Annotated in this window: 26 protein-coding genes; 17 read left to right on the top strand and 9 right to left on the bottom strand. The window is 72.0% G+C overall.

From position 1 onward, the window contains the following. Positions 1-55 precede the first annotated feature (55 nt). Complete coding sequence (locus ACO03V_RS10470) at positions 56-1261, top strand: LLM class flavin-dependent oxidoreductase (protein WP_423137739.1); 1206 nt, start codon at positions 56-58, stop codon at positions 1259-1261. 1 nt (position 1262) lies between these two features. Beyond that, a complete protein-coding gene (locus ACO03V_RS10465) occupies positions 1263-1907 on the top strand; it encodes a CE1759 family FMN reductase (RefSeq protein WP_387055970.1) in 645 nt (214 codons plus the stop codon). A gap of 326 nt (positions 1908-2233) precedes the next feature. On the opposite strand, the gene ACO03V_RS10460 is transcribed toward ACO03V_RS10465, so the two are convergent. Next, complete coding sequence (locus tag ACO03V_RS10460) at positions 2234-3016, bottom strand: DNA/RNA non-specific endonuclease (RefSeq protein ID WP_423137544.1); 783 nt, start codon at positions 3014-3016, stop codon at positions 2234-2236. A 46-nt stretch (positions 3017-3062) separates the two neighbouring features. Between ACO03V_RS10460 and ACO03V_RS10455 the strand changes: the two genes are divergently transcribed. After that, positions 3063-3830, top strand: coding sequence for a fructosamine kinase family protein (locus tag ACO03V_RS10455; protein ID WP_423137543.1), 768 nt, complete (start codon positions 3063-3065; stop codon positions 3828-3830). A 138-nt stretch (positions 3831-3968) separates the two neighbouring features. On the opposite strand, the gene ACO03V_RS10450 is transcribed toward ACO03V_RS10455, so the two are convergent. Further along, positions 3969-4574, bottom strand: a complete 606-nt coding sequence (locus ACO03V_RS10450) for a DedA family protein (protein ID WP_423137542.1) — start codon at positions 4572-4574, stop codon at positions 3969-3971. Between the two features lie 122 nt (positions 4575-4696). On the opposite strand from ACO03V_RS10450, the gene ACO03V_RS10445 reads away from it, so the two are divergent. From ACO03V_RS10445 to ACO03V_RS10430, 4 genes are all read left to right on the top strand, one after another. After that, on the top strand, positions 4697-6661 hold the full coding sequence (locus ACO03V_RS10445; protein WP_423137541.1) for a GDSL-type esterase/lipase family protein: 1965 nt from the start codon (positions 4697-4699) through the stop codon (positions 6659-6661). Between the two features lie 315 nt (positions 6662-6976). Next, entirely contained in the window at positions 6977-9265 is a 2289-nt protein-coding gene (locus ACO03V_RS10440) for a polyribonucleotide nucleotidyltransferase (protein WP_423137540.1), read from the top strand. 238 nt (positions 9266-9503) lie between these two features. Continuing rightward, complete coding sequence (locus ACO03V_RS10435) at positions 9504-10529, top strand: aldo/keto reductase (protein ID WP_367730556.1); 1026 nt, start codon at positions 9504-9506, stop codon at positions 10527-10529. 136 nt (positions 10530-10665) lie between these two features. Further along, a complete protein-coding gene (locus ACO03V_RS10430; protein ID WP_367730559.1) occupies positions 10666-11268 on the top strand; it encodes a histidine phosphatase family protein in 603 nt (200 codons plus the stop codon). A gap of 248 nt (positions 11269-11516) precedes the next feature. Here ACO03V_RS10430 and ACO03V_RS10425 read toward each other — a convergent pair whose 3' ends face one another. Continuing rightward, on the bottom strand, positions 11517-12125 hold the full coding sequence (locus ACO03V_RS10425; RefSeq protein WP_423137539.1) for a hypothetical protein: 609 nt from the start codon (positions 12123-12125) through the stop codon (positions 11517-11519). A 503-nt stretch (positions 12126-12628) separates the two neighbouring features. Further along, positions 12629-13105: a GNAT family N-acetyltransferase gene (locus tag ACO03V_RS10420; protein ID WP_423137538.1), complete on the bottom strand. Its 477-nt coding sequence runs from the start codon at positions 13103-13105 to the stop codon at positions 12629-12631. A gap of 77 nt (positions 13106-13182) precedes the next feature. Between ACO03V_RS10420 and dapB the strand changes: the two genes are divergently transcribed. Both dapB and ACO03V_RS10410 read left to right on the top strand, forming a co-directional pair. Further along, positions 13183-13995, top strand: coding sequence for a 4-hydroxy-tetrahydrodipicolinate reductase (gene dapB / locus ACO03V_RS10415; RefSeq protein WP_423137537.1), 813 nt, complete (start codon positions 13183-13185; stop codon positions 13993-13995). After that, complete coding sequence (locus ACO03V_RS10410) at positions 13992-14444, top strand: hypothetical protein (RefSeq protein ID WP_367730567.1); 453 nt, start codon at positions 13992-13994, stop codon at positions 14442-14444. The genes dapB and ACO03V_RS10410 overlap by 4 nt, the downstream gene beginning before the upstream one ends. 42 nt (positions 14445-14486) lie before the next feature. On the opposite strand, the gene ACO03V_RS10405 is transcribed toward ACO03V_RS10410, so the two are convergent. The 4 genes from ACO03V_RS10405 to ACO03V_RS10390 form a co-directional block, all read right to left on the bottom strand. After that, the gene (locus tag ACO03V_RS10405; RefSeq protein ID WP_423137536.1) at positions 14487-15401 is read right to left on the bottom strand and encodes a TIGR01777 family oxidoreductase; all 915 of its coding nucleotides are present in this window, start codon (positions 15399-15401) and stop codon (positions 14487-14489) included. Continuing rightward, the gene (locus ACO03V_RS10400; RefSeq protein WP_367730571.1) at positions 15394-15819 is read right to left on the bottom strand and encodes an OsmC family peroxiredoxin; all 426 of its coding nucleotides are present in this window, start codon (positions 15817-15819) and stop codon (positions 15394-15396) included. Before ACO03V_RS10400 ends, ACO03V_RS10405 begins: the two co-directional genes overlap by 8 nt. A 297-nt stretch (positions 15820-16116) precedes the next feature. Then, entirely contained in the window at positions 16117-16620 is a 504-nt protein-coding gene (locus ACO03V_RS10395; RefSeq protein WP_423137535.1) for a DUF4395 domain-containing protein, read from the bottom strand. Continuing rightward, on the bottom strand, positions 16613-17065 hold the full coding sequence (locus ACO03V_RS10390) for a TlpA family protein disulfide reductase (RefSeq protein WP_423137534.1): 453 nt from the start codon (positions 17063-17065) through the stop codon (positions 16613-16615). Before ACO03V_RS10390 ends, ACO03V_RS10395 begins: the two co-directional genes overlap by 8 nt. 154 nt (positions 17066-17219) lie before the next feature. Between ACO03V_RS10390 and ACO03V_RS10385 the strand changes: the two genes are divergently transcribed. From ACO03V_RS10385 to ACO03V_RS10375, 3 genes are read left to right on the top strand one after another with little or no spacing between them, the layout of a single operon-like run. Continuing rightward, positions 17220-18029: a thymidylate synthase gene (locus ACO03V_RS10385; RefSeq protein ID WP_423137533.1), complete on the top strand. Its 810-nt coding sequence runs from the start codon at positions 17220-17222 to the stop codon at positions 18027-18029. After that, positions 18026-18523, top strand: coding sequence for a dihydrofolate reductase (locus ACO03V_RS10380; protein WP_367730579.1), 498 nt, complete (start codon positions 18026-18028; stop codon positions 18521-18523). Before ACO03V_RS10385 ends, ACO03V_RS10380 begins: the two co-directional genes overlap by 4 nt. A 2-nt stretch (positions 18524-18525) precedes the next feature. Beyond that, on the top strand, positions 18526-19287 hold the full coding sequence (locus tag ACO03V_RS10375; RefSeq protein ID WP_423137532.1) for an SDR family NAD(P)-dependent oxidoreductase: 762 nt from the start codon (positions 18526-18528) through the stop codon (positions 19285-19287). 42 nt (positions 19288-19329) lie between these two features. On the opposite strand, the gene ACO03V_RS10370 is transcribed toward ACO03V_RS10375, so the two are convergent. Then, positions 19330-19866 carry an NUDIX domain-containing protein gene (locus ACO03V_RS10370; RefSeq protein ID WP_423137531.1) on the bottom strand — a complete coding sequence of 179 codons (537 nt, stop codon included), beginning with the start codon at positions 19864-19866 and terminating at the stop codon, positions 19330-19332. Positions 19867-20030: 164 nt separating this feature from the next. On the opposite strand from ACO03V_RS10370, the gene dapA reads away from it, so the two are divergent. The 5 genes from dapA (at position 20031) to ACO03V_RS10345 (ending at position 26776) form a co-directional block, all read left to right on the top strand. Continuing rightward, the gene (gene dapA, locus ACO03V_RS10365; RefSeq protein WP_367730585.1) at positions 20031-21008 is read left to right on the top strand and encodes a 4-hydroxy-tetrahydrodipicolinate synthase; all 978 of its coding nucleotides are present in this window, start codon (positions 20031-20033) and stop codon (positions 21006-21008) included. A gap of 76 nt (positions 21009-21084) precedes the next feature. Then, a complete protein-coding gene (locus ACO03V_RS10360; protein WP_367730587.1) occupies positions 21085-22761 on the top strand; it encodes a ribonuclease J in 1677 nt (558 codons plus the stop codon). A 207-nt stretch (positions 22762-22968) separates the two neighbouring features. After that, a complete protein-coding gene (locus tag ACO03V_RS10355) occupies positions 22969-25665 on the top strand; it encodes a DNA translocase FtsK 4TM domain-containing protein (RefSeq protein ID WP_423137530.1) in 2697 nt (898 codons plus the stop codon). Then, positions 25665-26252, top strand: coding sequence for a CDP-diacylglycerol--glycerol-3-phosphate 3-phosphatidyltransferase (pgsA, locus tag ACO03V_RS10350; protein ID WP_367730591.1), 588 nt, complete (start codon positions 25665-25667; stop codon positions 26250-26252). Before ACO03V_RS10355 ends, pgsA begins: the two co-directional genes overlap by 1 nt. Further along, positions 26249-26776, top strand: a complete 528-nt coding sequence (locus ACO03V_RS10345; protein ID WP_423137529.1) for a CinA family protein — start codon at positions 26249-26251, stop codon at positions 26774-26776. The genes pgsA and ACO03V_RS10345 overlap by 4 nt, the downstream gene beginning before the upstream one ends. Positions 26777-26941 lie beyond the last annotated feature (165 nt).

Here is a 26941-nt window from a genome sequence, read left to right as displayed (position 1 = left end):
TCAGATGCATACAAACAGGAGGCGCATCGTGAACGAGACGAGCAACTGGCCGGGCATGCAATTCGGTGTCATGACGGTCAGCGACATCACGCAGGACCCGACGACGGGCAAGACCCCGAGCGAGGCCCAGCGCATCAAGGACACGCTCACGATCGCCAAGCACACCGAGGAGGTCGGCCTCGACGTCTTCGCCCTCGGAGAGCACCACAACCCGCCGTTCTGGTCCTCCTCGCCCACGACGACGCTCGCGTACATCGCCGCGCAGACCGAGCGCCTCATCCTCACGACGTCGACGACGCTCATCACCACGAACGACCCGGTGAAGATCGCCGAGGACTTCGCGATGCTGCAGCACGTGTCGGGCGGCCGCGCCGACCTCATGCTCGGCCGCGGCAACACCGGACCGGTGTACCCCTGGTTCGGCAAGGACATCCGCCAGGGCCTGCCGCTGACCATCGAGAACTACGACCTGCTGCACAAGCTGTGGCGCGAGGACGTCGTCGACTGGGAGGGCAAGTTCCGCTCGTCGCTGCAGGGCTTCACCTCGACCCCGCGTCCGCTGGACGGGGTGCCCCCGTTCGTGTGGCACGGCTCGATCCGTACCCCCGAGATCGCCGAGCAGGCCGCCTACTACGGCAACGGCTTCTTCGCGAACAACATCTTCTGGCCCAAGGAGCACTACCAGCGCCTCATCACGCTGTACCGCGAGCGCTTCGCCCACTACGGCCACGGCACGCCCCAGCAGGCGATCGTCGGCCTCGGCGGCCAGGTGTTCATGCGCGCGAACTCGCAGGACGCGGTGCGGGAGTTCCGCCCCTACTTCGACAACGCGCCGGTGTACGGCCACGGCCCGAGCCTCGAGGACTTCAGTGAGATGACCCCGCTGACCGTCGGCTCGCCGCAGCAGATCATCGACCGCTACGCCGCGATGCGCGAGACGTTCGGCGACTACCAGCGCCAGCTCTTCCTCATGGACCACGCCGGCCTCCCGACCAAGACCGTGCTCGAGCAGCTCGACATCCTCGGCGGCGAGGTCGTGCCGGTGCTGCGCAAGGAGCTGCAGAAGAACCGTCCGGCCGAGGTGCCCGACGCCCCGACGCACGCCAACCTGATCGAGAAGATCTACGCCGGCGCCGCCCCGCGTCAGGCCGTTCCCGGCGCGAACCGCGGCGACAACATGGTCGCGGGCAGCCCGTACCAGGACGCCGCTCCTCGCTCGGGGAGCGCCTTCGGTGCCGCTGCGACGCGAGTGGGGGCCTGAAATGGCCGCCCGCCGCATCGCCGTCGTCACCGCGGGTCTGTCCACGCCGTCGTCGACGCGCATGCTCGGCGACCGGCTCGCGCACGCGGTCCTCGCCGAGCTGCGCGAGCGCGGCATCGACGCGACCAGTGACGTGTTCGAGCTGCGCGACTACGCCCACGACCTGACCGACAACCTGCTCACGGGCTTCGCCCCGCCCGCCCTCGAGCAGATGATCAACACGGTCGTCTCGGCGGATGCCGTGATCGCGGTCACGCCGATCTTCTCGACGAGCTACTCGGGTCTGTTCAAGTCGTTCATCGACGTGCTGGACCCGCAGGCCCTGAGCGGCACGCCCGTGCTCATCGGCGCGAACGCCGGCACCGCCCGGCACTCGCTCGCGATCGACTACGCGATCCGTCCGCTGTTCACCTACCTGCACGCCAACCCGGTGCCGACCGGCGTCTTCGCGGCGTCGAGCGACTGGGGCGCCAACGCCGACGAGGTCGCGCCGCTCGGCTCCCGCGTCGAGCGCGGCGCCCGGGAGCTCGCGGACGCCATCGCCGCTCGCGAGCCCGTGCGGGACGCAGACCCGTTCGACCCGTCGTCGTACCTCGGCGAGGGCCGCTCGTTCGGTCACCTCCTGGGTGGTCTGTCGGGCGAATGACCCGTCCCCCCGACGCCCCGCCGGTTCTCCGGCGGGGCGTCGTCGTGTTCGCGGGGGAGGGGATGCAGGGAGGGGAGGACGGGTGGGGCCGGTGGCATCCTCCGGTCCCGTCATCTCCTCCCGTCGGCGCCGGGAGGGCGGACAGCGGGGGAGGGGATGCAGGGAAGGGAGGACGGGTGGGGCCGGTGGCATCCTCCGGTCTCGTCATCTCCTCCCGTCGGCGCCGGTGGGGCGGACAGCGGGGGGAGGGGATGCAGGGAGGGGAGGACGGGTGGGGCCGGTGGCATCCTCCGGTCCCGTCATCTCCTCCCGTCGGCGCGCCCGCCTCAGAGCACGATGTCGGATCGGGATGCCAGCTCCCGCACCTCCGCCGGACGCAGGCCCGGGCGGGTGAGGACGTCGGCCGTCGGGAGAGGACCGAGCTCGATCCCGGTCTCGTCCGCGATCTCGCCGATGGGCACCTGGAACGTGCGGAACGCCCCCAGCGGGGGCACCGTGAGGCCTTGCCGGGTGTCGACGAGGTCGCTCTGGTCCAGGACGAAGCCGGCGGCGGCGAGCGCGTCGCCCTGGCGCCACGCGGCGATCTTCCAGAAGCGGAGGGGGACCCGGATGCCGCGGTAGGGCGGGTCGTCCTCTCCCCGCACCGGCGCGGTGAAGACCGAGATGCGCTGGTCCGTCGTCTCGGCGTACTCCAGCACGTGGTCCTCGAGCCCGAGCCACAGCTCCTTGGACTGGTTGAAGCCCGCGACCTGCGGGGCCGCGTTGGTGTAGAAGAACGTCGCCTCGGTGGCATCCCGAGCCTCCTCCGTCGACCCCCAGCCGGGATCGCGCCGACGGACGAGATGCCCGCGGTCGAGGTCGTTGCGGCTGTATACCTCGGGCCCGGCCTGCGCGTCCGCGTCGACCCGCGGGTCGAGCCGCCACTCGCCGCTGCGGGGGAGGTCGCGCAGGGTCGCGCCGTCGATGACGACCGCCGTCACCGCGGCGAAGCGCCGCTCCTCGTCGAGGAGCACCGAGAACCGCGGGTAGTCCAGCCGCGTCGCGGGGACGGAGGGCGCGGGGAGGGGGAGGGGGATGCCGAGGAAGTCCGAGTCGTAGCCGTCGCTCATTCGACCATCGTGGCCTTCACCCCCGACATCGGGACAGACTTGCGCAATGGAACAGCACGTGAAGACACGCGCCGACGCACCCGCGGGCTTCTTCGCCGCCGAGGCGGCGGGACTGACCTGGCTGGCCGCGGCGGGCGGGGTGCGCATCGCCCGTGTCGGCGAGGTGACCGGGGACCGCATCGCACTGGAACGCATCGCCGAGACCCGTCCGACCTCCGACGCCGCGACGGCCTTCGGCGCGGCGCTCGCCGCGACCCACGAGGCCGGTGCCGCGGCGTTCGGCTCACCGCCGCCCGGGTGGGAGGGCGACATCTTCATCGGCCGCCGCAGCCAGCCCGCACGGCCCACCCGGACCTGGGGTGCGTTCTACGCGGCGCAGCGGGTCGAGCCGTTCCTGGCCACCGCCGTCGCGGCGGGGAACCTCGAGGCATCCGGGGCCCGGACCGTCCAGCGCGCGTGCGCGCTCATCGCCGAGGGGGTGTTCGACGACGACGAGCCGCCGGCGCGCCTGCACGGCGACCTGTGGGCGGGGAACGTCCTGTGGTCGCCGGACGGGGTCGTGCTCATCGACCCCGCCGCGCACGGCGGACACCGTGAGACGGATCTCGCCATGCTCGCCCTCTTCGGGTGCCCGTTCCTCGACCGCGTCCTCGCCGGGTACGAGGAGCGCCACCCCCTGCGGGACGGCTGGCAGGACCGTGTGCCCGTGCATCAGCTGCACCCGCTGGCGGTGCACGCCGCCGGACACGGACCGTCGTACGGCCGCGCGCTCGTCGACGCGGCGGTCCACACGCTCGCGCTCGCCGGGGAGTGACGGGGCCGGGGGCCGTGGCATCCCGGGTCTGCCTGAGGGCGCGGTGGAATCGGACCGGGGCGTCGGAATCGGATGCCACGGGCTCTCCCCTACGAATCCGGCGCTGCCGTCCGATTCGGGGCGCGCACCGCCACCGCCTCAGCCGCGCAGCGCCCGCCGCCGCGCCCGCCGCGCCGCCACGACGTCGATCCCCGCACCGATGCCCACGGCGAGCACGATCGACACGAGGACGGCCACCCCGGCCCCGCCCGGGACGAGCGCGGCGACCACCGCTCCGATGACCGCCTGATACGCGGCCCACGCCGTCGCGGCGAGCGCGGCGACACCGAGGTAGCGGGGCGGGGAGAGCCGGGCCGCGCCGGCGGCGAGGTTGACCGCCAGCCGCGCGAACGGCACGAACCGGGCGGTGAACAGCACGGCCGCGGCGTTGCGCTCCAGGCGGGACCGGGCCCCGTCCAGCGCCGCGCGCACCCGCGGTCCCCGCATCCACCGCCACCGTTCGACCCCGACGGCCCGGCCGAGCAGGTAACAGCACAGGTCCCCGGCGAACGCGGCGCCGGCCGCCACGAGCATGACCCCGCCGAGCGTCGGCACGCCGTGGGCGGCGGCGAGCGCCCCGAACGCGGTGACCGCCGTCTCACCCGGGACGACCACGAGGAAGGCGTCCGCGAACACGAGAGCCGCCATCCCGAGCAGCGCCCACGGGCTCGCGGCGACGGTCAGCAGCCACGCGTCCACGTCCATGGCGCCACTCTCCGCCGCGGGAGCGGACGCGGGGTCGACCGGGCGGTGACGTCGCACCGAGCATCGGGTGAACATCGTGCGATGCGGCCACACGGCGGCATCCGTGGTCGCACTCTGGAAGCGTGAGAGTCGCGCTCCTGGCCGAATCCTTCCTCCCGCACATGAACGGGGTCACCGGCTCCGTCCTCCACGTCCTGCGCCACCTCGCCGAGGCGGGGCACGAGACGCTCGTCATCGCCCCGAAGGCGGGCGACGTCACCGCCGACCTGCACGGCGCCCGCACCGAGCTGCTGCGCTCCGTGCCGCTGCCGTCGTACCCCGAGGTGCGCGTGGTGTTCGCGCGCGCGGCGCGGCTCACCGCTCTGCTGCGCGCGTTCGACCCGGACGTCGTACACCTCGCCTCGCCGTTCGTGCTCGGCTGGCAGGGGCTCGCCGCCGCCGACGCGCTGCGGATCCCGTCCGTCGCGGTGTACCAGACCGACGTCGTCGCCTACGCGCAGAAGTACGGGCTCCCGCACGCCACGGCGCTCGTCGCCGGACACGTCGCGCGCCTGCACCGCCGCGCGACCCTGACGCTGGCCCCCTCGTCGGCATCCGTCCGCCAGCTCGACGACCTCGGCGTCGACCGGGTCCGCCGGTGGGGACGGGGAGTGGATGCCGCCCGCTTCACGCCCGAGCGACGCGACGACGCGTGGCGGGCCGAGGTCGCGCCGCACGGGGAGCGGATCGTCGGCTACGTCGGACGGCTCGCGCCCGAGAAGCAGGTCGACGACCTGCGGGTGCTCGCCGACCTGCCGGGCATCCGCCTCGTCGTGGTCGGCGACGGGCCGTCGCGTGCCGCGCTGGAGAAGGCGCTGCCCGGTGCGCTGTTCACGGGCCACCTCTCCGGCGACGCGCTCGCCGCGACCATGGCCGGCTTCGACGTGTTCGTCCACCCGGGGGAGAGCGAGACGTTCGGGCAGACCATCCAGGAGGCCCTCGCCAGCGGCGTGCCCGTCGTCGCCACGGGGGTGGGCGGACCGGTCGACCTCGTCCGCTCGAGCGTCGACGGATGGTTGTACCGGCCGGGCGACCTGGTCGACCTCCGTGCGCGGGTCGCGGACCTCGTCGGCGACGACGCCAAGCGCGACGCGTTCGCCCGCGCGGCCCGTGAGGCCGTGTCCGGACGGACGTGGGAGGCGCTCACCCGCGACCTCGTCGACCATTACCGGGATGCCGCCTCCCTGCGCGCCATCGACGACGGCATGCTGGTGCGCGGTGGGGAGCGGGTCGCCGCCCCCGTGGCATCCCTCCCGCGCCGTCGCTGGACGAGGTTCGTCGCTCTCGGGGACTCGCTCACCGAGGGGCTGTGCGACGCCTCCCGCATGCCGTCGGGGCAGTACCGCGGCTGGGCGGACCGCCTCGCGGAGCTGCTCGCGCACACGAGCGAGACCGGCCCCTTCCGCTACGCGAACCTCGCGGTGCGCAGCCGCCGCGTGCGGCACCTCATCGACGAGCAGATCCCCGCGGCGCTGGAGCTGCAGCCGGACCTCGTGTCCATCCTCATCGGGGCGAACGACCTCGTCGGCCCGGCGCCGGTGATCCCCGCGCTCGCGGCCGAGGTCGAGTCGGCCGTGCGGGCCGTCCGCCGGACCGGGGCGGACGTGCTCCTCGTGACGACGTTCCTCCCGCGCCGCGCGGCGGCCCGCATCTTCGCGCGGCGGTTCGCCGCCTACAACACCGAGCTGCGGCGGATCGCACGGGCGCACGGGGCACTGCTGCTCGACCTCGAGGCGGTCCGCGAGATCGGGGAGCTCCCCGTGTGGGCCGACGACCTCGTGCACCTGCGCTCGCGCGGGCACCGCCTCGTGGCGTATCGCGCGGCGGAGGCGCTCGGCGTGCCCGATGCGGGCGCGCTGCTCGGACTGGACGAGGCCCTCCACGCCGACGACGACGAGCCGCGTCCCGGCTGGCTGACGCGGGACGCGCTGCCGTGGGTGTGGCGGCGGGTGCGGGGGCGGACGGCCGGCGACGGCGTCGTCGCGAAGCACGCGACCTACGTGGAGCTGCCGACGCGCGGCGATCGCGAGCGCTCCCGCGCGGTGTGAGGCGGGTCGCGTGGGCGTCGTCCGGATCGCACGTGCGGCCGGAACCACCCGGAGATCACGGACGCTGATAGGCTCGGACGGGTTGCCGCCATGGCATCCGCTCAATTCCATATGAGCTCACGGAGCAGGCCGGCAGACGCTGGTCCCCTGTGGTGGACTCCCCGTCGTCTCGCCGGGTGGTCGTCTACTGGTGGCCAGTCGCCGGGAATACCGTGCCGACGCGTCGGCGCGCCCTTTCTGCCTGTTCCTGCTCCTTCGCATGTCAGCTCGTCGTCCACACGGGACGGCGAGCCTAAACAAAGAAGGAGGGACCTCTTGGAAGGTCCAGAAATCACTGCCGCCGAAGCCGTTCTCGACAACGGCCGTTTCGGCACCCGTACCGTCCGGTTCGAGACCGGACGCCTCGCTCAGCAGGCTCAGGGCGCAGTCGCCGCCTACCTCGACGAGGAGACCATGCTCCTGTCGGCCACCAGCGCCGGCAAGCACCCGCGTGAAGGCTTCGACTTCTTCCCGCTGACCGTCGATGTCGAAGAGCGTTCCTACGCCGCCGGCAAGATCCCCGGCTCGTTCTTCCGCCGCGAGGGTCGCCCCTCGACCGAGGCCATCCTCGTCTGCCGTCTCATCGACCGGCCGCTGCGTCCGTCGTTCGTCGACGGTCTCCGCAACGAGGTCCAGATCGTCGTCACGGTGCTCTCGATCGCGCCCGGCGAGTTCTACGACGCGCTGGCCATCAACGCCGCGTCGCTGTCGACCCAGATCTCGGGTCTGCCCTTCTCGGGTCCGATCGCCGGCGTGCGCCTCGCGCTCATCCCGGGCCACGGCGAGCACGCCGACCAGTGGGTCGCGTTCCCGACCGTCACGCAGCTCGAGGAGGCCGTGTTCGACCTCATCGTCGCCGGTCGCGTCCTCCCGGACGGCGACGTCGCGATCATGATGGTCGAGGCCGAGGCGACCGAGGGCAGCTGGAACGCCATCAAGGGCGGCGCCACCAAGCCCAACGAGCAGGTCGTGGCCGAGGGCCTCGAGGCCGCCAAGCCGTTCCTGACGCAGCTGGTGAACGCGCAGAACGAGGTCGCGCGCACCGCGGCCAAGGAGATCCAGGCCTACCCGGTCTTCCCCGCCTACAGCAGCGAGGTCTACGACTTCGTCGCCGGTCGCGCTTACGACGACCTCGTCGGCGTCTACCAGATCGCCGACAAGCAGGAGCGCCAGAACGCCGACGACGCCGTCAAGGACCGCGTCAAGGGTGAGCTCATCGCCGCCGTCGAGGCGGGCGAGCTGCCCGCGGGCGCGCCGATCGAGTTCTCGGCCGCCTACAAGTCCGTCACGAAGAAGATCGTGCGCGGACGCATCCTCTCCGACGGCGTGCGCATCGACGGTCGCGGCCTGGCGGACATCCGTCCGCTCGACGCCGAGGTGCAGGTCATCCCGCGCGTCCACGGCTCGGCGATCTTCCAGCGCGGCGAGACCCAGATCCTGGGCGTCACCACGCTGAACATGCTCAAGATGGAGCAGCAGATCGACTCGCTGTCGCCGATCACGAGCAAGCGCTACATGCACCACTACAACTTCCCGCCGTACTCGACCGGTGAGACCGGCCGTGTCGGCAGCCCCAAGCGTCGCGAGATCGGGCACGGCTTCCTCGCCGAGCGCGCGCTCGTGCCGGTGCTGCCCAGCCGCGAGGAGTTCCCCTACGCCATCCGTCAGGTGTCCGAGGCCCTCGGCTCCAACGGTTCGACGTCGATGGGCTCGGTCTGCGCGTCGACCCTGTCGCTGCTGAACGCGGGTGTGCCGCTGCGCGCGCCCGTCGCCGGTATCGCCATGGGCCTTGTGACCGACGAGGTGGACGGCCAGACGCGGTACGCCGCGCTGACCGACATCCTCGGCGCCGAGGACGCGCTGGGCGACATGGACTTCAAGGTCGCCGGCACGAGCGAGTTCATCACCGCGATTCAGCTGGACACCAAGCTCGACGGCATCCCGTCGTCGGTCCTGGCCGCGGCGCTGACGCAGGCCAAGGAGGCTCGTCTGACGATCCTCAACGTCCTGAACTCGGCCATCGACGCCCCCGACGAGATGGCGCCCACCGCGCCCCGCGTCATCAGCGTGCAGATCCCGGTCGACAAGATCGGCGAGCTCATCGGGCCCAAGGGCAAGACGATCAACGCCATCCAGGACGAGACCGGCGCGCAGATCTCCATCGAGGAGGACGGCACCGTCTACATCGGTGCGACCGACGGCCCCTCGGCCGAGGCTGCCCGCGCCCAGGTGAACGCGATCGCCAACCCGACCAACCCCGAGGTCGGCGAGCAGTTCCTGGGCACGGTCGTCAAGATCGCGACCTTCGGTGCGTTCATCTCGCTGCTCCCCGGCAAGGACGGCCTGCTGCACGTCAGCGAGGTCCGCAAGCTCGCCGGCGGCAAGCGCGTCGAGAACGTCGAGGACGTCCTCTCCGTCGGCCGCAAGCTGCTCGTCCGCATCACCAAGATCGACGACCGCGGCAAGCTGTCGCTCGAGCCGGTGCTCGACGAGACGCCGGAGCCTGCCGACCAGCAGAGCTCGGCCGCGTCGAGCGAGGGCCCGGAGGCTCCCGCCGAGGGCTGATCCCCGCATCACCGGATGCCCGTCCCGCTTTGTGCGGGGCGGGCATCTCGCGTGTGACGGAAGAGGCTGAAGGGGGCGGAGGGATGCCACCGCCCCAGACGTTATGGAATGTTTACCCCCTCGGCGGGCCGGTGCGCGGAGGCGGTCGATCGAGGCTCTACCCTCGAAGTACGCGTCGGGGGGCGTGCGGCTCAGCAGAGGTCCGCGACGTCACCCCGGCACGGCGAGGGGACCCATCATGAGCGGCTCGGGCGTCGACGAGACGGCCTCGCCGCGCCTGCGCCGGGACCGTGCACCGCACCCCTCGGCCCCCATCACCCTGCAGGGCCCCGGGCTCGGCGCCCACGTGCGCGTGCCGCTGGGCGAGACGGGCTTCGACGTCTTCCCGCTCTTCCTGGGCGCGGGCGAGTTCGGCTGGAACGTCGACGCCACGACGGCGTTCGAGATCCTCGACACCTACGGCGAGCTGGGCGGGAACGCCGTCCACACCGCCGACAGCTTCGCCGCGGGGCGCAGCGAGTACATCGTCGGGTCGTGGCTGCGGAGCCGCCGCGCCCGGGACGAGATCGTCCTCACGGTGCGCGTCGGGCGGCACCCCGACAATCCCGGCCTCGACTCGGTCAACCTGGTGCGCGCGGTCGAGGCATCCCTCACCCGTCTCGGGACGGACCGCATCGATGTGCTGTCGCTGGACGCCGCGGCCGGCGACCCCGCGATGCTCGAGGACACGCTCGCGACGAGCGAATGGCTCGTCGAGTCGGGCAAGGTCCGGGCGATCGGCGCACACGGCTACACGGCCGCGCAGCTGGTCGAGGCGCGGATCCTGTCCTCCGCCGGGTACCCGCGGATCACGGTCCTGGACGTGCCCTACAACGTGCTGCGCCGCGAGGAGTTCGAGGGCGACCTGCGTCTCGTCGCGGGCGCCCAGGGGATGGCCGTGACGCCGTCGCACCCGTTGGCGCACGGCTTTCTCGCGGGCGAGACGCGCACGCGCGACGCGCAGTCCCGTTCGGCCCGCGGAACGCAGCTCGCGGCCAACCTGAACCGTCGCGGCTCCCGCGTCCTCCGCGCGCTCGACGCGGTCGGGTCGGAGCTGGGGATCCCGGATGCCGCGGTCGCCGTGGCCTGGCTGCTCGCGCAGAAGATCGTCACCGCACCCATCGTGAACGCACTCGCGCCGCGGCACGTCGTCGAGTGCATGCGCGCCGTCGGCGTGCGCCTGAGCCGCTCTCAGCTGTCGGACATCGCCCGCGCCGCGGAGTGACCCGCGCGGGCACCGCCCGGTCTCGCGCCGGTCGGCATCACCCGCTCCGGGTGAGCTTCGGGCTCGTGTCGGAGGGGTGACGTAGGCTGGGAAGCGTGCCCACCGGCACCGGATTCCGACGACGAAGCGAGCTGATGTGACGCACTACATCTATCTTGTGCGCCATGGGGAGCACCAGGATGCCGAGCACGGACTGACCGACGGGCCCTTGTCGCCGCGCGGTCAGCGCCAGGCCGCCCTGTTGGCCGACCGCCTGTCCGGACTGCCCCTCGACGCGGTCTGGCACTCTCCCCTGGAGCGTGCGGCGCAGACGGCGCGCGCCGTCGCGGAGCGTCTGCCCTCCGTCTCGCCGGAACCCACCGCGCTGCTGTTCGACTGCGTCCCCACCGGGATGACCCCCGAGACCCCGGCCGCCTACGAGCCGTTCTTCGGGGGCGTCACGGAGGCCGAGATCGACGCCGGTCGTGCCCAGATGGCCGACGCCACCGCGGAGTTCCTCGCCCGCCGGACCGGCGAGGTGCACGAGCTGCTCATCACGCACAACTTCGTCATCTCGTGGTTCGTCCGCGAGGTGCTGCAGGCCCCGGACTGGCGCTGGATGACGATCAACCAGGCCTTCTGCGGCTTGACGGTCATCGCGCAGAAGAAGGGCCGTCCCTGGACCCTGCTCTCGCACAACGACCTGGCCCACCTGCCGGTCGAGCTGCGCACCGGCCTGGTCGACCCGCTTCCGGTCTGACGCGCGCTCCTCGCTCAGCCGTGGCCGGTGCGGCGCCGGTCGCAGATTCGGACGGCGGTCGTGGATTCGGACACAGGTCGTGGATTCGGACACAGGGAGCCGCGGCATCCGATTCCGGCGTCTCCGTCCGATTCCGGACCACGGCGGCTCCTGCCGCTCCGTTCACCACGGCGTCGACGGCCGCGTCGACGAGCACGCGGCGGCCGTCCGCCGTCCCGATCCGCCACCAGGCGATGGCCTCGGCGAGGTCACCTCGCGGCATCCGCCCTCCTTCGTTCACGACGCAGGCGCGCTCGCTCCCCGTCGGGGATCACGCGAATCCGCGGGACGGGGGAACGACGCCAGCGGCGTACCGCAGCGATGCCGATCACCGCGGGGCCGATCGCGAGACCGGCCGCCAGCAGCGGCTGGGAGATGCGGAATTCCGAGGTCTGGACGGTACCGCTGTCGGCGTCGTTCCAGATCCCCGTGGGCTGGTAGAAGGCGCGGATGGACCCCCGCCGGAAGGAGTACTCCTCCAGATACACGGCGTCGAGACGCTGGCGGCCGTCGTCGCTGACCCAGCGGCCGAGACTGCGGCATCCGAAGCGCGATGCGCCTCCGACGCACATCTCCTGCGTGTAGGTGCCCCCGTAGACCGGCTCGTCCGCGTCGAGGATGAGGACGATGCCTGTGGCTACGCCGCCCGCGAAGACGCCGCTCAGATAGAGAAGAAGGGCGGCGCGCTTGACCCGCAGCCACCACCTCGGCGTCCTGCGGTAGCGGATGCGTCGGGGCGGGTCCGCAGCCGCACGGGAGGTCGTCGGGGCGTCGGACCGGCTGTCCCGCGCCGTGCGCATCGGGAGGTCAGAGGTCATCGTGGCCGATGCCAGGTCCTGCCGGCATGCGCACCTGCTCCGATCGCGGCAGCCGGGCGAAGAGATCGAGCCCGGTCCGAGGATCGCCGCGGCCGGCTGTCCCTTGTCCGCGCGTGACCACCCGGCCACCACCGTGGGATGGCGCGAGCGAGCCATCCGGAGAGCGCGGCGTCACCGAGGGCACCCCCACAATGTAGCGGGACCGGCGGCACGACCCGGCGCGGGTCCGCTGCTGCGCCGGATTCGGACGCCGGTCGTGGATTCGGACGCAGGGAGCCGTGGCATCCGATTCGGGCGTCTCGATCCGATTCCGGGGCGGCAGGATCGCGGATGCCGCGGGCGTGACCGGCAGGGCGGAGAACTCCCGCATTCCGTGTACGACCCGACCGAGGATCTCGCCGCGCAGCGGATCATGAGCGACGACCCGGCGTCCGCGGCCCCGGAGAGCGACGGCTGACTGCTCCGGCAGCGGAGATGTCGCGTCCGGAACGGGCGGCCCTCCGTCACTGCGGGGTCAGCGGCCTGGCGTACCAGCGGGTCGCGTTGCTGTTGTCGTTGTACGGCTCGATCGAGGTGAACCCGGATCGCGCGTAGAGCCCGCCCGCCGCCTCGAGGGTGTGGTGGGTGTCCAGGACCAGCTCGGCCGCACCGCGCTCGCGCGCGCGCCGCTCGAGCTCCTCCAGGATCGCCCGACCCCAGCCCTGACCGCGTCCGCCGTCGCGCACGAACAGGTGCTTCACCTCGTCGCGCGTACCGTGCGGGCCGTCCGCGATCCGACGGATGCCACCGCACCCGACAGGACGCCCCTCGTCGTCGTCCAGCACGACGAACACGCCCGCCGGCTCGACGAACGTCTCGGGGGACGGGAAGACCGTGCGGTAGGCGCCTCCCGGGAAGATGGCGGCGCGCAGCGCGAAGTACTCCTCGAGGAGCGCGCGGGCATCGGGAGCATCGACGGCGGAGGGACGGAGCGAGACCACGTTCCGATGCTAGATCCTGCGGCGCGTTCGCCCGCCCCGTCGGCCGTGGACGGGCCGCCCCGCCTAGGGTGGGAGGCATGACGACGCGTGTGGCCATCGTGGGTGGGACCGGCAAGCTCGGCGGCGTGATCCGCGAGGTCGTGGAGGCGGAGGACGGGTACGAGGTGTCCGCCGTCCTCTCGTCCCGCTCGGACCTCGCCGAGATGGACGGGGCCGACCTCGTCATCGACGCGTCCACTCCGGCCGTGTCGATCGACGTCGTCCGCGCCGCGATCGACCGCGGCATCAACGTGCTGGTCGGCACGTCGGGATGGTCCAGCGAGCGCATCGCGCTCGTCCGTCCCCTCGTGGATGCCGCCGACGTGGGCGTCGTCTTCATCCCCAACTTCTCGCTGGGCTCGGTGATCGGCAGCGCCCTCGCCGCCGCGGCGGCGCCGTTCTTCCCTTCGATCGAGATCGTCGAGGCCCACCGCGAGACCAAGGTCGACTCCCCGAGCGGTACCGCCGTCCGCACGGCCGAACTGATCGCCGCGGCCCGATCCGAGGTGGGACCCGTCGAGTCGCCGCACGTCGATCAGCGGGCGCGCGGTCAGAAGGTGGCATCCGTCCCCATCCACTCGCTGCGACGGCCGGGGGTCGTCGCCCGTCAGGAGACGGTGCTGTCGGGACCCGGCGAGGCGCTGACGATCGTCCACGACACGATCGACCCCGCCACCGCCTATGCGCCGGGGATCCGCATCGCCCTCGCCGCCGCGCGGGAGGCCACCGGAGTCGTCGTGGGGTTGGACAGCTTCATCGACATCGGGGTGCGCACGCAGCCGGTCCGTGCGGGCGAGCCCGTGGCGGAGGACGCGGTGTCCGGGCAGGTCGCGGGCGCCACGCGCGCATGAGGGTCCGTGTCGCCGTCGCCGTCATGACGGTGCTGCTGCTGCTCTACATCGTCCTCGCCGGTCAGCGGGCCTTCGTCCTGCTCGCGAGCGGGCAGACGGTGGGCGTCGTCATGGGGTTGGCCCTGCTCGTCCTGCCGCTCATCGCGCTGTGGGCGATCGGCCGCGAGCTCTGGTTCGGCGTGCGGGCGCAGCGGCTGGGGGAACGACTGGATGCCGAGGGCGGTCTGCCCGACGAGGAGGTCGAGGTCCGGCCGAGCGGGCGTCTGACGCGGGACGACGGCGACGCGATCTTCCCGGCCTACCGGGCGGACGCGGAGGAGCACCCCGACGACTGGCGGGCGTGGTACCGCCTCGGACTCGCCTACGACGCCGCGTCGGACCGCCGCCGCGCACGCGAGGCCGTCCGCCGGGCGATCCGTCTGGAGTCCGAGGAGCGCCGCGCGGGCTGAGCCCGACGGGCCCGTGTCGCGGTGACGACGGGCCGCGCCGGATCAGGAGTGCGCCGGGACCGCGGACGCGACGGCGTCCTCGACCGTCTCGTGCAGGAAGTCGAATCCGGAGTCCTCGAGCACCGTCGGCCGCACGTCGGCGTCGGAGATGAGGATGGCATCCGTCGCGTCGCGTCCGAGGGCGAGCTTCATGCCCCATACGGGCGCACGCAGGATGTACGGCCGGTTCATGCGCCGCGCGAGCGCGAAGCCCAGGTCGTTCGCGGTCGCCCGCGTCGGCCCGGTCAGGTTGACGGGCCCGGCGATGTCGGCGTCGATGACGTGACGGATGGCGCGGACCTCGTCGTCGAGCGTGATCCACGGCCACACCTGCGTTCCCCGCCCGATGGGGCCGGAGACGCCGAGCTTGGTGAGGAGAAGGAAAGGCTTCAGCACGCCCTCGGGGTGCACGATGGGGGCGGTGCGCAGCAGGGCGACGCGGGCCCGGTCGCCGGCCGTGCGCGCGGCGGTCTCCCACTCGCCGCAGATGTCGGCGAGGAAGCCCTCGCCGCGGGCGGAGTCCTCGGTGAGCCGTTCACCGGGGCGCGACCCGTAGAAGCCCGTCGCGCTGGCGTTGATCAGCGCAGGAGCGTCGTCGCCGAGGGCGCGGATCGCCGTCGCGAGCGTGCGGGTGGGGGTGATGCGGGACCACAGCAGCGTGCTCTTGTACGACGGAGTCCACGGAAAACGGCCGATGGAGGCACCGTTCAGGCACACCACCGCGTCGGCGCCGGCCAGGACGTCGGGATCGAGGGGAGCGGCATCCTGCAGCCACTGCACCTCGTGCGGACCGCGCGGCTCGTGGCGGACGAGCGACGTGACGGCGACGCCGTCCGCCGTCAGCGCCTCGACGAGGGCGGAGCCGATGAGGCCCGACGCGCCGGAGATGACGACGCGCCGGGCCGGGGTCTCAGGCAAGCGTGGCCTCGAGGGTGATCTCGATGCCGGTCAGAGCCTGCGAGACGGGGCAGTTCGCCTTGGCATCCTGGGCGATCTTCTGGAAGGTCTCGTCGTCGATGCCGGGGACGACGGCGTTGACGTTCAGGTGGCTGCCGGTGATGCCGGTGCCGGGCTTGAAGGTGACGGACGCGGTGGCGTCGACGGACTCCGGCGGGGTGCCGTTGTCGGCCAGCGCGTTCGAGAGCGCCATGCTGAAGCACGACGAGTGGGCCCCGGCGAGCAGCTCCTCCGGCGTCGTGACGGAGCTCGAGCCCTCGCTGCGCGCCTTCCAGTTGACGTCGAACGTGCCGATACCCGACGACGTGAAGGTGACTTCGCCCGATCCCTCGAACAGGCTGCCCTTCCAGGCGGTGGTGGCTTCGCTCGTGACGGACATGCAGACCTCCCGGTGTTCACGCGACCCGAGTGGCCGCGGCGGGGTCAGCCTAGCCAGGGGCCCGGACGGCGTCCGGGTCTTGACAGGGACCCGCGTCAGGTTCCGCCGGAGCGGTATGCGCGGGGCGTCGGCCGGGCTCGACGGGGACCCGTGCGTGTTCCGCGGGGACCGTCTGCGCGGGCCGTCGGCCGGGGCGTGACCGGGACCCGTGCGTGGTCCGCCGGGGCCGTCTGCGCGGGCCGTCGGCCGGGGCGCGATGGGGGAGCGCGTCGAGCTCCGTGGACCTGCGGGGCGCGTTCAGGTGGCGGCGGAGGGGCCGCGACCGATGAGGCCCGTGCGCTGGAGGAGCAGGTAGAGCTGGCATCCCAGGCACAGTCCGAAGACCGCGTTGAGGAACGCGGCGACGAACGCCATCGCGGCCGCGATCGGCAGTGCCCACGGCACCCCGACGAGATGCAGGAGCAGTCCGGCGCCGGTGACGAGGAGACCGACGCCCTGGGCGAAGCGCGGGGGCCGGGCGTCCTCGAACTCGGTGGCGGGGGAGAGGCGCGGCTGCACCACCCGACGGAACAGCACCGCCCACGGCGCGGTGCGCGGGGAGACGACGCTCCACAGGAACAGCGCGGCGATCACGACCAGCAGCAGGAAGCCGGGGTCGGCTGCGCGCTCCGCCAACGAGCCGGTGGTGGCACCGGTCGAGCTCCCGACGAGCGCGAGACCGGTCGCGACCAGGAGCAGGACGGCGGTGACGGATGCCACGAATCTCGGGCCGCGGACATCGATACGAGGGGCGTCAGCCATGGCGGGCCTCCTGGGTGAGACGGGTCAGCTCCGCCTCGACGGCGGCGCGGCTCGGCGGTCCGCCGAAGCGGGAACGCTCGACGCCGCGGCGGTCGAGGACGAGGGTGGTCGGGGTCTGCAGGACACGGAAGCGCCGGGCGAGATCGGGCCGGTGGGTGAGATCGACGTCGAGGTGGCGGACGCCGTCGCGGGCGTCGGCCACGGTGGACAGCATCCGATGCACGCCGGGACACCGAGCGCACATCTCCGTGCTGAACTGCAGCAGTGTCGCTTCGTCGCCCAGAGGGCCGCTCTCGAGCACCGACGGGTCGACCGCCTGCGCGGGGGCGACCCCCGTGGCATCCCGTCGCCGGAGCCGGCCCTGCGAGCGCTGGAAGAGGACGCCGAGCACCGTCGCGACACCCACGAGGGCGACGACGAGAGCGAGAGCGACGGGCAGGTCCACAGCCGACACGGTAGCCCAGGCCGCGGACATGCGGGGCCCTGCGTCCTCCCGTGACGGACGGTCCTCTCCTCCCCATCTCGACGGAGCGTCCGGTCGTCCACGGATCGCCGTCCGAGACGTCGTCGCGAGGGGAGACGCGGGTATCGTGACTGCTGTGACGCGCGACATCCCCACTCCGTACGAAGACCTGCTCCGCGACGTGTTCGAGACCGGCGTGCACAAGGCCGACCGCACCGGTACCGGCACCACGAGCGTGTTCGGCCGGCAGATCCGGTTCGACCTCGCCGAGGGGTTCCCGCTCATCACGACGAAGCGCGTGCACCTCAAGTCGATCGTGTACGAGCTGCTGTGGTTCCTCCGCGGCGAGTCCAACGTGTCGTGGCTGCAGGAGCACGGCGTCTCGATCTGGGACGAATGGGCGGACCCCGCGGGGGAGCTGGGGCCCGTCTACGGCGTGCAGTGGCGGTCCTGGCCCACCGCCGACGGCGGGGCGATCGATCAGATCACCCAGGTCGTCGATCAGATCCGGCGCGACCCGGACTCGCGTCGCCTGATCGTCTCCGCGTGGAACCCGGCCGACATCCCCGACATGGCGCTCGCGCCGTGCCACGCGCTCTTCCAGTTCTACGTCGCCGACGGCAAGCTGTCGTGCCAGCTCTATCAGCGCAGCGCGGACATGTTCCTCGGTGTGCCGTTCAACATCGCGTCCTACGCGCTGCTCACCCTGATGGTGGCCCAGCAGACCGGCCTCGAGCCCGGCGAGTTCGTCTGGACCGGCGGCGACTGCCACGTCTACGACAACCACCGCGAGCAGGTGGCGGAGCAGCTCTCCCGCGAGCCCTATCCGTACCCGACGCTGCGCTTCGCCCGCACGCCCGCGTCGATCCTCGACTACACCTACGACGACATCGTCGTCGAGGGCTACCAGCACCACCCCGCGATCCGCGCGGCCGTGGCCGTATGACCCGCGTCGGGCTCGTCTGGGCGGAGGCTGACGGCGGCGTCATCGGCGCCGACGGAGGGATGCCATGGCACGTCCCCGAGGATCTCGCGCACTTCCGCGAAGTCACGGGGTCCGACGACGTCGTCATGGGTCGCCGTACGTGGGAGTCGCTCCCCCCGCGCTTCCGGCCCCTGCCCGGGCGGCGGAACATCGTGGTCACGCGCTCCGACGACTATCCGACGGAGGGTGCGGAGCGCGCCGACTCGCTCGACGCCGCTCTGGCCGCCGCGTCGAGCGACACGGTCTGGGTGATCGGCGGGGGCCGGCTCTACACCGACGCGATCGCCCGGGGCGACGTGCTCGAGGTCACGCGCCTCGACCTCGACATCGACGGCGACACCTACGCCCCCGGCACGGACGGCTTCGACCGGGTCCGCTCCGACCCGTCCGAGGGGTGGCACACGTCCCGGACGGGAACGCGATACCGCTTCGAGACTTACGAGCGGGAGGGCTGACCGTGTCGCGGACGGCGCTGGTGACCGGAGCGAGCTCCGGTCTGGGAGCGGAGTTCGCGCGTCAGCTCGCAGCGCAGGGTGCGCATGTCGTCCTCGTCGCCCGCGACCGTTCCGCCCTCGACGAGGTCGCCCAGACCGTCCGCGCCGCAGGGGGGAGCGCGGAGGTGCTTCCGGCCGACCTGCTGGACGCCGACGCGCTCGCCGAGGTGGAGCAGCGGCTCGGCGATGCCCGGCGACCCGTCCATCTCCTCGTCAACAACGCCGGTTTCGGTCTGGACCTCGCCTTCGAGAAGAACCCCGTGGTCGACGAGGTCCGCCACCTCCGGTTGCACGTCGAGGCCGCCCTCCGCCTCACGCACGCGGTCCTCCCGGGAATGCTCGAACGGGGAGGCGGTCGCATCGTGAACGTCGCGTCCGTGGCGGGATTCGTGCCCCGCGGCACCTACGGTGCGGCGAAGGGCTGGCTCATCTCCTTCAGCCGGTGGATGAACGTCGTCTACGGCGGACGCGGCGTCACGGCGACCGCGGTCTGTCCGGGCTTCGTCCACACGAGCTTCCACGAGCGGCTGGGTCTCCCGCCCGGTGCAGAAGGGGTGCCCGCGGGCATGTGGCTGGATGCCGCCGATGTCGCCCGGGAGGGGCTGCGCGACGCCGCGCGGGGACGGTCGGTGTCCGTGCCGTCGCTCCGCTACAAAGTGCTCGTCGCCGCGTCGCGACTGCTACCCGACCGCCTCGTGGTCGCGGCCGCATCACGCGGGCGCTGAGAACGCCGGCGCCCGGTCGGCCGGCGCGGTCGGACCGCCCGCTCAGGCGAAACGCCCGAGGGCGATGCCGGCGTAGGCGAGCGCGGCGATCGACTCGCCGTCCGTCATCCCACCGTCGGCGATGAGGGCGAGGACGTCGGCGAAGGGGACCCACCGCACCGCGTCGATCCCTTCCTCGCGCTGGGACGCCGTGGCATCCCGGATCGTCAGCTCCCGGGCCAGGAAGACGTGCTCCGGTGCGGCGGCGATGCCGTTGAGGGCGTTCATTCGTCCCAGGGGGCGCCAGTCCGCCGCCTCGACGCCGGTCTCCTCGAACAGCTCGCGACGGGCCGCCACGAGGGGGTCCTCCCCGTCCGTCCCGCCCGCCGGCACCTCGAGGGAGCGTCCGGTCGTGTACCTCTCGAGCTCGACCAGGCAGACCCGCTCCTGCTCGTCGAGGGCGATGACGAACACCGCGGGCTGCTGCATCTCGACCACGCCGTAGATGCCGTCGCCGTGCGGGCCGGTCACGTCGTCCTCGCGGACGCGGATCCAGCGGTTCTCGTAGACGGTGCGCGTCGCGCGGGTGTACCAGGCCATGCGCTCACCCTAGAGCGGCCGCCCGGTACGTCGACTGGTCGTGGGTGCCGGGGTGCGGCATCCTCCGCCCCACCGGTCCTGCAGAACGGCGGCCGCCCCGCCGGTCGGGTGATTCCGCTGGTCCGCGCCCCGGTCGCACCCCGACGACCCGATAACCTGGGACCATGACGCACTCCGGCAATCCCTTCGGTCAGGTGCTCGTCGCGCTCATCACCCCGATGACCGCCGACGGCGAGGTGGACTGGCCCGCCGTCGAGAAGCACATCGACCACGTCGTCAGCGCCGGTGCCGACGGCATCGTCGTGACAGGGACCACGGGCGAGACCTCCACCCTCACCGACCCCGAGAAGCTGCGTCTGGTCGAGGTCGGCAAGGACGTCGCGGCCGGCCGCGCCAAGATCATCACCGGCGGCGGCTCGAACGAGACGGCGCACGCGATCGAGCTCTACAAGGCCAGCGAGAAGGCCGGCGCCGACGGCATCATGATCGTCACGCCGTACTACAACAAGCCGACCCAGGCCGGCATCCTGACGCACTTCCGCCTCGTCGCCGACGCGACCGACCTGCCGGTCATCCTCTACGACATCCCGGGTCGCACGGGCGTGCCCATCAAGTACGAGACCATCCTGCGCCTCGCCAAGCACCCCAACATCCTCGCCATCAAGGACGCCAAGGGCGACTTCAGCGAGGTCAGCCGCGTGCTCAACCAGACCGACCTGCTCTACTTCTCCGGCGACGACGCCAACGTGCTCCCGCACATGGCCATCGGCGCGAGCGGCCTCATCGGCGTCACGGCGAACATCGCCGCCGGACCGTACCGCACGATCGTCGACGCCGTGAACCGCGGCGACCTCGCCGCGGCCACCGCCGCGCACAAGAGCCTCGAGCCGCTCGTGCGCGCCGTCATGACGCACGTCCCCGGCACGGTCGCGGCGAAGTACATCCTGCACGGCCTCGGCCGCATCGGCAGCCCGCGCGTGCGCCTGCCGCTCGTCGGCCCGGAGGAGTGGGAGGCCGCGGTCATCGAGGACGAGCTCGCCCTCGTCCGCGACGTCCCCGGCGCGGACTTCTCCAACTTCCGTCCCGACCGCAACGCGGCCGCCGGCGGTGCCCTGCCGAAGGTGCACGGCACCACGAGATAAGCATCGGCGTCCGCCGATCCGCGGCCAGGGACGCCACACGAAGGGATGCCACATCGTGGCATCCGAGGAGGCACCAATGCCCACGAACGTCTACGACCCGCCCGCCCTCGCGAAGGGGACTCTGCGCGTCATCCCCCTCGGCGGCCTCGGCGAGGTCGGACGCAACATGACCGTGTTCGAGTTCGACGGGAAGCTGCTCGTCGTCGACTGCGGCGTGCTCTTCCCCGAGGAGCACCAGCCCGGGGTCGACCTGATCCTGCCGGACTTCGAGCCCATCAAGCACCGCCTCGACGACATCGTCGGCGTCGTGCTGACGCACGGCCACGAGGACCACATCGGCGCCGTGCCGTACCTGCTGCGTCTCAAGAGCGACATCCCCCTCATCGGCTCCGGACTGACGCTCGCGCTCATCGAGGCGAAGCTGAAGGAGCACCGCATCCGGCCGTACACGCTGACGGTGAAGGAGGGGCAGCGCGAGCAGGTCGGACCGTTCGACCTCGAGTTCGTCGCGGTGAACCACTCGATCCCGGATGCCTTGGCGGTGGCGATCCGCACACCGGCGGGCCTCGTGCTGGCCACCGGCGACTTCAAGATGGACCAGCTGCCGCTCGACGGCCGCATCACCGACCTGCGCGCCTTCGCGCGGCTCGGGGAAGAGGGCGTCGACCTCTTCCTGGTGGACTCCACGAACGCCGACGTGCCCGGGTTCACCGCGACGGAGCGGGGCATCGGCCCGGTCCTCGACCAGGTCATCGCCCGGGCGCCCCGCCGCGTCGTCGTGGCCAGCTTCTCGAGCCACGTGCACCGCGTGCAGCAGGTCCTCGACGCCGCGCACGCCAACGGCCGCCGCGTGGCCCTGCTCGGACGCAGCATGGTGCGCAACATGGGCATCGCCGCCGACCTCGGGTACCTCAACGTGCCCGACGGTGTGCTGATCGACTACAAGAAGGCCCGCGACCTGCCCGACGACAAGATCGTCTACATGTCGACCGGCTCTCAGGGCGAGCCGATGGCGGTGCTCAGCCGCATGGCCAACCTCGACCACGCGATCGAGCCCGGCGAGGGCGACACGATCATCCTGGCATCCAGTCAGATCCCCGGGAACGAGAACGCGATCTACCGCGTGATCGACGGCCTCACCAAGCTCGGCGCGACCGTCGTGCACAAGGGCAACGCGAAGGTGCACGTGTCGGGTCACGCCGCCGCGGGCGAGCTGCTCTACTGCTACAACATCCTGCAGCCGAAGAACGTCCTCCCGGTCCACGGCGAGTACCGCCACCTCATGGCCAACGCGAAGCTGGCGCAGGAGACGGGCATCCCCGAGAAGAACACGATCCTCGGCGAGAACGGCACGGTCGTGGACCTGCGCGACGGCACCGCGGAGGTCGTCGGCCAGCTCGACATCGGCTTCGTCTACGTCGACGGCTCGTCGGTGGGCGAGATCACGGATGCCGACCTGAAGGACCGCCGCATCCTCGGCGAGGAGGGCTTCATCTCGGTCATCGTCGTGGTCGACTCGGCGACCGGCAAGATCGTGTCCGGACCGGAGGTGCACGCCCGCGGCTTCGCCGAGGACGCCGCGGTGTTCGAGAGCGTCAAGCCGAAGATCGCGGCGGCGCTCGCCGAGGCCGCGCAGTCGGGCGTGCGCGACAAGCACGCGCTCTCGCAGGTCGTCCGCCGCACCATCGGGCGCTGGGTCAACCAGTCCCTGCGGCGCCGTCCCATGATCGTCCCCCTCGTCATCGAGGCGTGACGCCGCGGCGGCGCGGCGGGGGTCGATCCCTGCCGCGCCGCCGGCTCGTCGGGGGAGGTCCCTCGGCGGGCGTCTCTTGAGCCGCGTCTCCGGGGCGCTGGGGCGGGCGTCTCGTGACCCGCACCTCCGCCGTGCGACGGGCGGGCGTCTGGAGGCATCCCCGCGTGGGCACGCGCGAATGTCCGGGGTCCGGCCTACCGTGGGAGGATGGCTCGCACCTCGTCCCCGTCCGGCGGTCGCGCCCCCGCGAAGGGGTCGTCGCGATCGAAAGCCCCGGCTCCTGCGCCGAAGCGCTACGTCGACGAGCCCGAGAAGCCGCCGGTCGCCGCCCGCGCCTGGATGGCCGTCGCCCACGGCGTCGGCGGGATGTTCCGCGCCTTCGGCTCCGAGACCCTGGATCGGGAGCAGCGCCGTGACGGCTTCCCGTTCTTCCTCGTCGTCCTCGCCGTCATCGGCGCGGTCGTGGAGTGGTTCTTCATCGGGACGGATGCCGCTGCGCTGATCAGCGCCTATTCGTTCGGCCTCATCGTGGGCCGTGTCGCCTTCGTGCTCCCGGTCCTGCTCATCCTGCTGGCCGGCTGGCTCTTCCGGCATCCGTCGTCCGTCCACGACAACGGACGCGTGGGGATCGGATTCGGCCTGTTCGTCATCGCGCTGTCCGGGTTCTGCCACGTCGCCGGCGGTCGACCGGCGCCCAGCGACGGCGGACCGCCGGTCCTCAGCCCGGCGGGCGGCATCTTCGGGTGGATCGTCGGCGAGCCGCTCGCGACCGTCCTGCAGGACGTCGGCGCCTACATCGCACTCTCACTGCTCGCTGCCCTCAGCGTCCTCATCCTCACGAAGACCCCGCCCAACCGCATCGGTCAGCGCCTCGGCGACCTGTACGCCTGGATGTTCGGCGCCGAGAAGAGCGAGCGCCCCGACCCCGCGACCAAGGTCCTCCCGGCGGACGACGACGAGCCCGCCGAGAAGTCGCTGCCGTGGTGGCGACGCAACCGCAGCGGTCGGGAGCAGGATGCCGACGGCTCGCTCGGATCCGACGACCTCACCGAGCTGCTGAGCCCGGGCACGACGCAGGGCGGCTTCGACACGGCCTTCGTCGAGGCGGAGCGCTCGGCGCCCGCCGCGCCCCCGGTCCCGCCGCTCCCGCCGACGCCCGACGCCGTCACCGAGGTGTTCGACCCGGCGGCGATGGCCGCCGCCGCCTCCGGCCGCGGTCTGCGCGACGACTCGCCCGCGGACGAGGGCGCAGAGGACGATCTGCCCGGGATCTCCGGACTCGGCGCGGACAACAACGGTGTGCCGCCCTCGGCGAACTACCGTCTGCCGGCGGTCGGCTCCCTCGCCGCGGGGACGCCGCACCTCGAGCGGTCGGCCGCGAACGACGCGGTCGTGCGCGCCATCGAGAGCGTGCTCGAGCAGTTCAAGGTCGACGCCCGCGTCACCGGCTTCTCCCGCGGACCTACCGTCACGCAATACGAGATCGAGGTCGGCCCGGGCGTCAAGGTGGAGCGCATCACGGCGCTGACGAACAACATCGCGTACGCCGTGGCATCCAACGAGGTCCGCATCCTCGCGCCCATCCCGGGGAAGAGCGCTATCGGCGTGGAGATCCCGAACGCCGACCGCGAGATCGTCACGCTCGGCGACGTCCTGCGGTCGACGGCCGCGACGAGCTCGACGCACCCGATGACGATCGGCGTCGGCAAGGACGTCGGCGGCGGCTACGTCGTGGCCAACCTGGCCAAGATGCCCCACCTGCTGGTGGCCGGTTCGACCGGCTCCGGCAAGTCGAGCTTCGTCAACTCGATGATCACGAGCCTGCTCATGCGCGCGAAGCCTTCGGACGTGCGCATGGTGCTCATCGACCCGAAGCGCGTGGAGCTCACGTCGTACGCCGGTGTGCCGCACCTCATCACCCCCATCATCACGAACCCCAAGAAGGCCGCCGAGGCGCTCCAGTGGGTCGTGAAGGAGATGGACATGCGGTACGACGACCTCGCGTCGTTCGGCTTCCGTCACATCGACGACTTCAACCGCGCGGTGGTCGCCGACGAGATCACGCTGCCGGCCGGCAGCGAGCGGGTCCTCAAGCCGTACCCGTACCTCCTGGTCGTCGTCGACGAGCTCGCGGACCTCATGATGGTGGCCCCGCGCGACGTCGAGGACTCGATCGTCCGCATCACGCAGCTCGCGCGCGCCAGCGGCATCCATCTGGTCCTGGCGACCCAGCGGCCGTCGGTCGACGTCGTCACGGGCCTGATCAAGGCGAACGTCCCGTCGCGACTGGCCTTCGCGGTGACGAGCGTCACCGACTCCCGGGTCATCCTGGACCAGCCGGGCGCGGACCGCCTCATCGGGCAGGGCGACGGGCTGTTCCTCCCGATGGGCGCGTCGAAGTCGCTGCGCGTGCAGGGCGCCTGGGTGAGCGAGCAGGAGATCGAGAAGGTCGTCGCGCACGTCACCCAGCAGGCCCGTCCGGAGTACCGCTCCGACGTGCAGGCGGCGGCGGAGAAGAAGGAGATCGACGCGGACATCGGCGACGACCTCGAGCTGCTGCTCGCGGCGGCCGAGCTGGTCGTGTCGACGCAGTTCGGCTCGACGTCGATGCTGCAGCGCAAGCTGCGGGTCGGCTTCGCCAAGGCCGGCCGTCTCATGGACCTACTGGAGTCGCGCGAGATCGTCGGACCGTCCGAGGGCTCCAAGGCCCGCGACGTGCTGGTGACCAACGAGCAGCTCCCGTCCGTGCTCGCGCGCATGCGCGGGGAGGACGAGCCGGCGGCGCCGTCCGCGGCCGACGACCGGTACGGTCCCGACGCGGTCGCCGCGCAATACGACGGGCTGCCGGTCGTCGAGGACGACGACGGCAGCGAGGACGCCTGGCAGCTGACGGGACGCGACTGATGGCGGTCCCGCGGCAGCTGCCCAACGCGATCACCATCGCGCGCATCCTCTGCGCTCCCGTCTTCCTCTGGCTGCTCCTCGCCGACGGGGGCGCGGACGGCGGTCTGCGCTGGGCGGCGGCGATCCTCTTCATCGTGGCGATCGCGACGGACGGCATCGACGGCTACATCGCGCGCAAGTACGACATCGTGAGCGACCTCGGAAAGCTCCTGGACCCCATCGCCGACAAGGCGCTGACGGGGCTGGCGTTCATCGGGCTCTCCCTCCTCGGCGAGCTGCCGTGGGTGATCACGGTCGTGGTCCTGGTCCGGGAGATCGGGATCACCGTGTACCGCCTGATGGTCGTGAGCGACCACGTGCTGGCCGCGGCATGGATGGGCAAGCTCAAGACGGTCGCGCAGGCGGTCGCGTTGTCCATCGCGCTCCTGCCGCTGGACGCCCTCGTCGACGCGGACACCTGGCGTTCGGGCGTCTGGTGGGCCGGCGTCGTCACCATGACGATCGCGGTCGTGCTCACCATCGCGTCCGGGATCGACTACATCGTGAGCGAGGTGCGCGGGGCGCGCCGGAAGCGCCGGGCCTCATGATCGACGGCGTGCCCGACGATCTCGAACAGACGCTCGTCCGCGATCCCCGCGAGACGGCGGCGCTGCTCATCGACCGGCTCGCCGAGCTCAACTGGACCGTCGCGGTCGCGGAGTCCCTGACCGGAGGCCTGGTGGTCTCCACTCTCGTGGATGTGCCCGGGGCCTCGCGGGTGCTGCGGGGAGGGGTCGTCGCGTACGCCACCGACGTCAAGAACAGCGTGCTCGGCGTCGATCCGGCGCTGCTCGAGGCGCACGGCGCCGTCCACCCCCGTGTGGCGCGGCAGATGGCGCGCGGGGTGCGCGACGTCCTCGGGAGGGACGGGCGCGCCGCCGACATGGGGATCGCGACGACGGGGGTCGCCGGTCCGGACGAGCAGGACGGCCAACCCGTCGGCACGGTGCACATCGCCGTGGCCACGCCGCTGGGTACGCGCGTGGACTCCCTCGTCATCCACGGGGATCGGGATCGCATCCGCCGGGAGACCGCTCACATCGCCCTCCGGCGCGCTCTCATGGCCTTGTGACGGGCTCCGGAGGCCGCGGGGCGACGTGCGGGAATGAATGATGACACATTCCGGTTCGAGTAGGCGATTCCCATCCTCTGCCCAGCGCGCGGCATTAGGGTGACCGTATCGGTGTTGTACCGTTGTCCACCCGGACAGCACAGGAATCAGCAGTGAGGAGGGGCC

This window comes from Microbacterium sp. HMH0099 (assembly GCF_049384025.1).
Taxonomy (GTDB): domain Bacteria; phylum Actinomycetota; class Actinomycetes; order Actinomycetales; family Microbacteriaceae; genus Microbacterium.
This window is presented reverse-complemented; position numbering and strand designations above follow the sequence as displayed.